At 62.3% G+C, this 6,538-nt stretch carries 4 protein-coding genes; 3 read left to right on the forward strand and 1 reads right to left on the reverse strand.

The annotated features are described in order from the left end of the window. Positions 1-170: 170 nt before the first annotated feature. Positions 171-773, reverse strand: a complete 603-nt coding sequence (locus tag PCLY_RS24970) for a hypothetical protein (protein WP_156458658.1) — start codon at positions 771-773, stop codon at positions 171-173. Positions 774-1,085: 312 nt separating this feature from the next. Between PCLY_RS24970 and hrpA the strand changes: the two genes are divergently transcribed. From hrpA to PCLY_RS24240, 3 genes are all read left to right on the forward strand, one after another. Then, complete coding sequence (gene hrpA, locus PCLY_RS24230; protein ID WP_061243261.1) at positions 1,086-5,129, forward strand: ATP-dependent RNA helicase HrpA; 4,044 nt, start codon at positions 1,086-1,088, stop codon at positions 5,127-5,129. 99 nt (positions 5,130-5,228) lie between these two features. Then, positions 5,229-5,498, forward strand: a complete 270-nt coding sequence (locus tag PCLY_RS24235; protein ID WP_061243263.1) for a hypothetical protein — start codon at positions 5,229-5,231, stop codon at positions 5,496-5,498. After that, on the forward strand, positions 5,495-6,070 hold the full coding sequence (locus PCLY_RS24240) for a DUF6436 domain-containing protein (protein WP_061243266.1): 576 nt from the start codon (positions 5,495-5,497) through the stop codon (positions 6,068-6,070). The genes PCLY_RS24235 and PCLY_RS24240 overlap by 4 nt, the downstream gene beginning before the upstream one ends. Positions 6,071-6,538: the final 468 nt, after the last annotated feature.

Consider the following 6,538-nt stretch of genomic DNA (forward strand, 5'->3'; position numbering starts at 1 on the left):
GCCACTCAGACGCAGCGTTGTAGGGCGTACTCGCGAAGCAGTACGCCTTTTGTTCTGGCTGGTGGACTATTCACTGCGATCTTGGGGGCACTCTACAAGCTACGGTGATTTGAAGAGCGGGCGATAATAAAAAGGGGATGGATTAAATGATCTACCCCCCTGTTTGGGTGCTAGCCCTCTTGGGGCTTGCAAGGATTGAAGGCTTCTCTCTCACTATCGGGTACGGAAATCCAAGAGCCCTGTACTTTGGAAATTCCCCTAGTGGTATTTCCTGTTTCTCTGAAAAATGTCCCATCTTTTTCCGTCAGTAAGGGAATGCCCAAGGCGCGTAAGTGTTGAATCACGCTAGATCTTTGTGTGGCATTGATCTGTTGTTGGCCCTTTTCCCGAATCAGTAGTAGATAAAGCTTGTCATCTGTAAACAGATGCAAGAGCTCGGAACCATGTTCACCTTTCCAAATGTATCCGCACTGCAATGCAGGTTTGCTGAGCTCTTCAGCTTGTCGATAGCGCTGCTCGGAATAGGTAACAAATCGGAAACCGCTTGCTGTCGAAACCAGCAAACCGCTGACCGTATCCTGCGGTTTGCTTACACCGTATGGAGCTGAAATCCAGTCAGCAGGGGTGATTAGCTCAGGGGACTCACTCAGCGAAAGATCCGCGACAAGCTTGGCCGTGGATTCAGGTGTGCCATATGGCGCTTGGCTGGCGCATCCGGTCAAAACTAGGCTTAAGAGCACCCCAAAGCATGCCTGAGCTAACGTTCTTTCCATTCCTGTTTTTCCTTAATGCCTGTATCAAACATGATATGTGGCCGGCGATTCTACGGTCACAGATATCTAATTTACCTATCCCGTTGCTCTGGTGCCGTTATTGCGTGATGCAGCGTTGTAGAGCGTATTCGCGAAGCAGTACGCCGTTGGGAGCGCTGGACATAGGTTGTGGTGCCATTTTTAGCGTGGGCCGGTGGACTGTTCGCTGGCGCTACGAGCGGCCGGCGTCCCGGTCCACCCTACGCGCTGGCCTGCCCGCCGCCCGCTGTAATCTGCGACAATCGCGCCTTTGCCCTGATTGCCTCGATCCAGATGACTGACCTCGCCACACTGCAGAAGAACCTCGACCACGTCATGATAGCCGAGCGCCATCGCTTGCGCCGGCAGTTGCATGAGCTGCAGAAGCAGCCCGACGAGGCCAAGCTGGCGCAGTGGCTGGCGCGTTTTCAGGCGTCCAGCGACAAGGTGGCGGCGCGGCGTAGCAGCATTCCGGCGATGCGTTACGACGATGCGCTGCCGATTGCCGCCAAGCGTGACGAGATCAAGGCCGCGCTGGAGAAGAGCCAGGTGGTGGTGATTGCCGGTGAGACCGGCTCGGGCAAGACCACGCAGTTGCCGAAGATCTGCCTGGAGATCGGTCGGGGCGTGCATGGCTTGATTGGCCACACCCAGCCGCGTCGCCTGGCGGCGCGTAGTGTGGCGACCCGCGTGGCGGAAGAGATCGGTACGCCGCTGGGCGAGCTGGTCGGTTATCAGGTGCGTTTCGAGGATCAGAGCAAGGACGGCACGCTGATCAAGCTGATGACCGACGGCATTCTGCTCGCCGAAACCCAGCACGACCGCTTTCTGGAAAAGTACGACACCATCATTGTCGACGAGGCGCACGAACGCAGCCTCAACATCGACTTCCTGCTCGGCTACCTGAAGACCCTGCTGCCGCGTCGCCCGGATCTCAAGTTGATCATCACCTCGGCGACCATCGATCTGGAGCGTTTCAGCAAACATTTCAATGACGCGCCGATCATCGAGGTGTCCGGTCGCACCTACCCGGTGGAAACCTGGTATCGCCCGCTGGCGGCCGAGGTGGACGAGGAGGGCGAGCGCTTGCTCGATGACCTGTCCATCGATCAGGGCATTCTCGCCGCGCTGGACGAGATCGCCGAGCACGAGCGCAGCGTGGGTCAGCGCCCTGGCGATGTGCTGGTGTTCCTGCCTGGCGAGCGCGAGATTCGTGAGGCCGCCGAGGTGCTGCGCAAGGCCAACCTGCGTTTTACCGAGGTGCTGCCGCTGTATGCGCGGCTGACGCCGGCTGAGCAGCAGAAGATTTTCGCGCCCATGGCCGGACGCAAGATCGTGCTGGCCACCAACGTCGCGGAAACCTCGCTGACCGTGCCGGGCATCCGCTACGTGATCGACAGCGGTACCGCGCGCATCAGCCGCTACAGCTACCGCGCCAAGGTGCAGCGCCTGCCTATCGAGGCGGTGTCGCAGGCCAGCGCCAACCAGCGCAAGGGCCGCTGTGGGCGGGTCGAGCCGGGTATCTGCATTCGTCTGTACAGCGAGGAGGATTTTTTCGGGCGCCCGGAATTTACCGACCCGGAGATTCTGCGTACCAACCTCGCGGCGGTGATTCTGCAGATGCTGCACCTGCGCCTGGGCAGCATCGAGGACTTCCCCTTTATCGAGCCGCCAGATGGCAAGGCCATCAGCGACGGCTTCAACCTGTTGCAGGAGCTGTCGGCGGTCAACCGCGAAAGCCAGCTCACGCCCCTTGGCCGCCAGTTAGCGCGCCTGCCCATCGACCCGCGCCTGGGGCGCATGGTGCTGGAAGGTGCCAAGCAGGGCAGTCTGGAGGAAATCCTGATTGTCGCCGCCGCGCTGTCGGTGCAGGACCCGCGCGAGCGCCCGATGGATCGCCAGCAGGCCGCCGATCAGGCGCACGCGCAGTGGAAGGATGTGGACTCGGACTTCGCCGCGCTGATCAATTTGTGGCGCGGCTTCGAGGAAAAACGCCAGGAGCTGGGCAGCAACCCGCTGCGCACCTGGTGCAAGAAGAACTTCCTCAATTACATGCGCCTGCGCGAATGGCGTGATGCGCACCGGCAACTGGTGCTGATCGCCCGTGATCTGCAGTTGAGCGGCAAGGGCGCAGGTAAGACGGATAACGCGTCGGCCAAGGTGGATGGCTCCGGCCATCCACCCTACGACAAGCAGCAGCCCCCAGAGCCGACCAAGGACACTCGCGTCAACGCCATCGCCCGCCAGCAGGCCGAGGCCAGCGAGGCAGCAGTGCGGGCGAAGAACTACGCCGCCGTGCACAAGGCGATTCTCGCCGGCCTGCTTAGCCAGATCGGCCAGAAGACAGAAGAGGGCGACTACCTCGGCGCGCGCCAGCGGCGCTTCTGGGTTCACCCGTCGAGCGTGATCGGGCGCAAAAAACCCAACTGGATCATGGCCGCCGAGCTGGTGGAAACCACCAAGCTGTTCGCCCGCATGGTGGCCAAGATCGAGCCGGACTGGATCGAACCGCTGGCCGCGCATCTGGTGAAGAAGAACCATCTGGAACCGCACTGGGAGAAGAAGCGCGGCCAGGTGGTGGCGTACGAGCAGGTGACCCTGTACGGCATGATCATCGTCGGTCGCCGCCCGGTGCATTACGGCCCCATCGACCCGCCTGTGGCGCGCGAGATGTTCATTCGCGAGGGCCTGGTGCGCGGCGAGATCAACAGCCGCGTGCGCTGCCTGACCGCCAACCGCCAGTTGCTCGAACGCCTCGACGAGCTGGAGGCCAAGTCGCGCCGCCGCGACATTCTCGCCGACGAGGAAACCCTTTTCGCCTACTACGAGGCGCGCATCCCGCAGGACATCTACCAGGCTGCCAGTTTCGAGAGTTGGTACAAGAAGGGCAGCGCCGCCGACGCGCAACTGCTGATCATGCGCGAGGAAGATGCCCTGGCCCGCGATGCCAAGGAAATCACCGCCGCGCAGTACCCGGACACCTTGCGCATCGGCGAGTTGCAGTTGCCGCTGAGCTATCACTTCGAGCCCAATCACCCGCGTGACGGCGTGACCCTGCGCGTGCCGGCGCCGCTGTTGCCGCAGCTGCAACCCGAGCGCCTGGAGTGGCTGGTGCCAGGCCTGCTGGAAGCCAAGTGCATTGCACTGGTGCGCGGCCTGCCCAAGGCGCTGCGCAAGAACTTCGTGCCGGTGCCGGACTTCGTCGGCGCCGCGCTGGACAAGCTGGTGTTTGGCCAGGGTTCGTTGCCACAGGCCCTCGGCCATGAGCTGCTGCGCATGACGGGCGCGCGGGTGTCCGACGAGGCCTGGGCGGAAGCGGCTGAAAGCATCGAAAGCCACCTGAAGATGAATATCGAGGTGGTCGATGCGCGCGGCAAGTTCCTCGGTGAAGGCCGCGACCTGGCCGAGCTGACTGCACGTTTCGCCGAAGCCAGCCAGGCGGCCTTGGCCATCCCGCAGCAGAGCGACAAACCGAAAACGGTGGAGGCCAAGGTCTTCGCCGAGGTGGCCGAGAAGGCCCAGCAGAAGATCGCCGGCCTTTCCATGACGGTTTATCCGGCGTTGGTGGAGGAGGCCGGGGTGGTCAAGGAAGGGCGCTTCCCGACTCAGGCTGAGGCCGACTTCCAGCATCGCCGCGCGTTGCAGCGCCTGCTGTTGCAACAACTGGCCGAGCAGGCCAAGTTCCTGCGCGGCAAGCTGCCGGGGCTGACCGAACTGGGCCTGCTGTATCGCGATATCGGTCGCGTCGAGGCGCTGGTGGAGGACATCCTGTTGGCCAGCCTGGATGCCTGCATCCTCGATGGCGAGGCGACGCTGCCGCGCGATGGTGCGGCCCTGGCGCAACTGGCCGAACGCAAACGCGGCGACTGGACGGCGCATGCCGAGCGGATCGCCCGCCAGGTGTTGGAGATTCTCAAGCTCAACCATGGCCTGCAGAAGCGCTTCAAGGGCAAGATCGATCTGGCCCAGGCCATGGCGCTCAACGATATCAAGCAGCAGTTGGCCAATCTGGTCTATGCCGGCTTCGTGCGTGAGACGCCGGGTGAATGGCTCAAGGAGATCCCGCGTTACCTCAAGGCCATCGAGCAGCGCCTGGACAGGGTCGCTGCGCAGGTGCAGCGTGATCGTGTGTGGACGGGCGAGCTGACCGGCTACTGGGAACAGTACAAGGCGCGTGCTGCCAAACATGCCCAGGAAGGCAAGCGCGACCCGCAGCTCAACCTGTATCGCTGGATGCTGGAGGAGTACCGGGTGTCGCTGTTCGCCCAGCAACTGGGCACCAAGATGGCGGTTTCGGACAAGCGCCTGAGCAAGCAGTGGACGCTGGTTGATGCGTGATTGGCGTGGCCTGGGCTTCACTGCCTGGGCCGGCGCGGCAGCGTAGGGCGCCTGGCGCCCGATTCGAAGTGGGTTCCACTGTGAAGGTTGAAGTGAGACATGAGCGCAAAAGATGAAAACGCTGGGCTGAGCCGCAGTGGCTGCCTGGGGCTGTTTGTGTTGGGGCTGTTGTTTGTAATTTCGCTGGTTGCCGGTTTTATCTACTTCGTCACCCGCCCGCAGGGGGGCGAGATTGAAGCGGGTGAGCGCGCGGCCATCGCCGCCTGCTGGGAGCGCACCAAGGGCGCAGACAGTGAGCGTGCTTTCACCGTCGAAAGTTGCCAGGAAATGGAAAAGCAGTTCCTGCGTAAGTTCGGCGAAAAACCATGAGTGTGTTCAGCCGCCTGACGCTCAAGCACTTTGTGCTGGGCTTCTTTGTCGTGGTGTTGGCGGCAATCGTGTTGATCTGGTGGCTCAGCGGCGCGGCGTATTTGCGGCCCTATGCCGAGCAGACGGTGATCTTCGGTCAGGGCGAGTTGAAGCTGCCGCCTGAATTGGCCGGCCCTGGCCCTATTCGCGTGGTGCACTTCTGGGACCCTGACTGCCCCTGCAACGCGGAGACTGACGCGCATCTGCGTTACCTGATCGGCCTGCACCGCAACGCCGATGTCGAGTTCTACAGCGTGCAGAAGCCGGGCAGCAAGGGCGAACTCGCCCCTTTCCTGCGTGGGCGGATGAAGCCCTTGCCCGGCATCGAGGGCATGGAGTCGTTGCCAGCCAGCCCGGCCCTGGCGATCTGGGATCGTGACGGCAAGCTGGCTTATGCCGGGCCTTACAGCGAAGGGCTGGTGTGCAACTCCAGCAACAGCTTCGTCGAGCCGGTGCTCGATGCGCTGACCCAGGGGCGCCATGTTTCCTTGGCCAGTGGTTTGGCAGTGGGCTGTTACTGCGCCTGGAAGTAGTGGTGCAGGTCGGTACGGGGGGAGCAGGGCAGGGTTGCCTGTGCCTGTGGGAGGGGCTTCAGCCGCGATGCTTGTCGCGGCTAAAGCCCCTCCCACAAAAGCCGCGCCGGCCGCACTTGCGTAGCCCGGATGAAATCCGGGCACATATCGAGGTGTGCCGCATTGCATGTGGGCGACGAAGGCAAAGCGATCGCGGCTGAAGCCGCTCCTACGAGGTAGGTGGAGGGTTGCCGGGCCGCTGCAGTCATTTCCCCAGAAGGCGTTGCCAGCCGCATTTGTGTAGCCCGGATGAAATCCGGGGCGGACATCGAATCGTTCTGGATCGCATGCGGTTAGGTGGAGCTATCGCGGCTGAAGCCGCTCCTACGGGGTAGGTGGAGGGTTGCCGGGCCGCTGCAGTCATTTCCCCAGAAGGCGTTGCCAGCCGCATTTGTGTAGCCCGGATGAAATCCGGGGCGGACATCGAAT

The organism is Ectopseudomonas composti (genome assembly GCF_001567565.1).
GTDB lineage: Bacteria > Pseudomonadota > Gammaproteobacteria > Pseudomonadales > Pseudomonadaceae > Aquipseudomonas > Aquipseudomonas composti_A.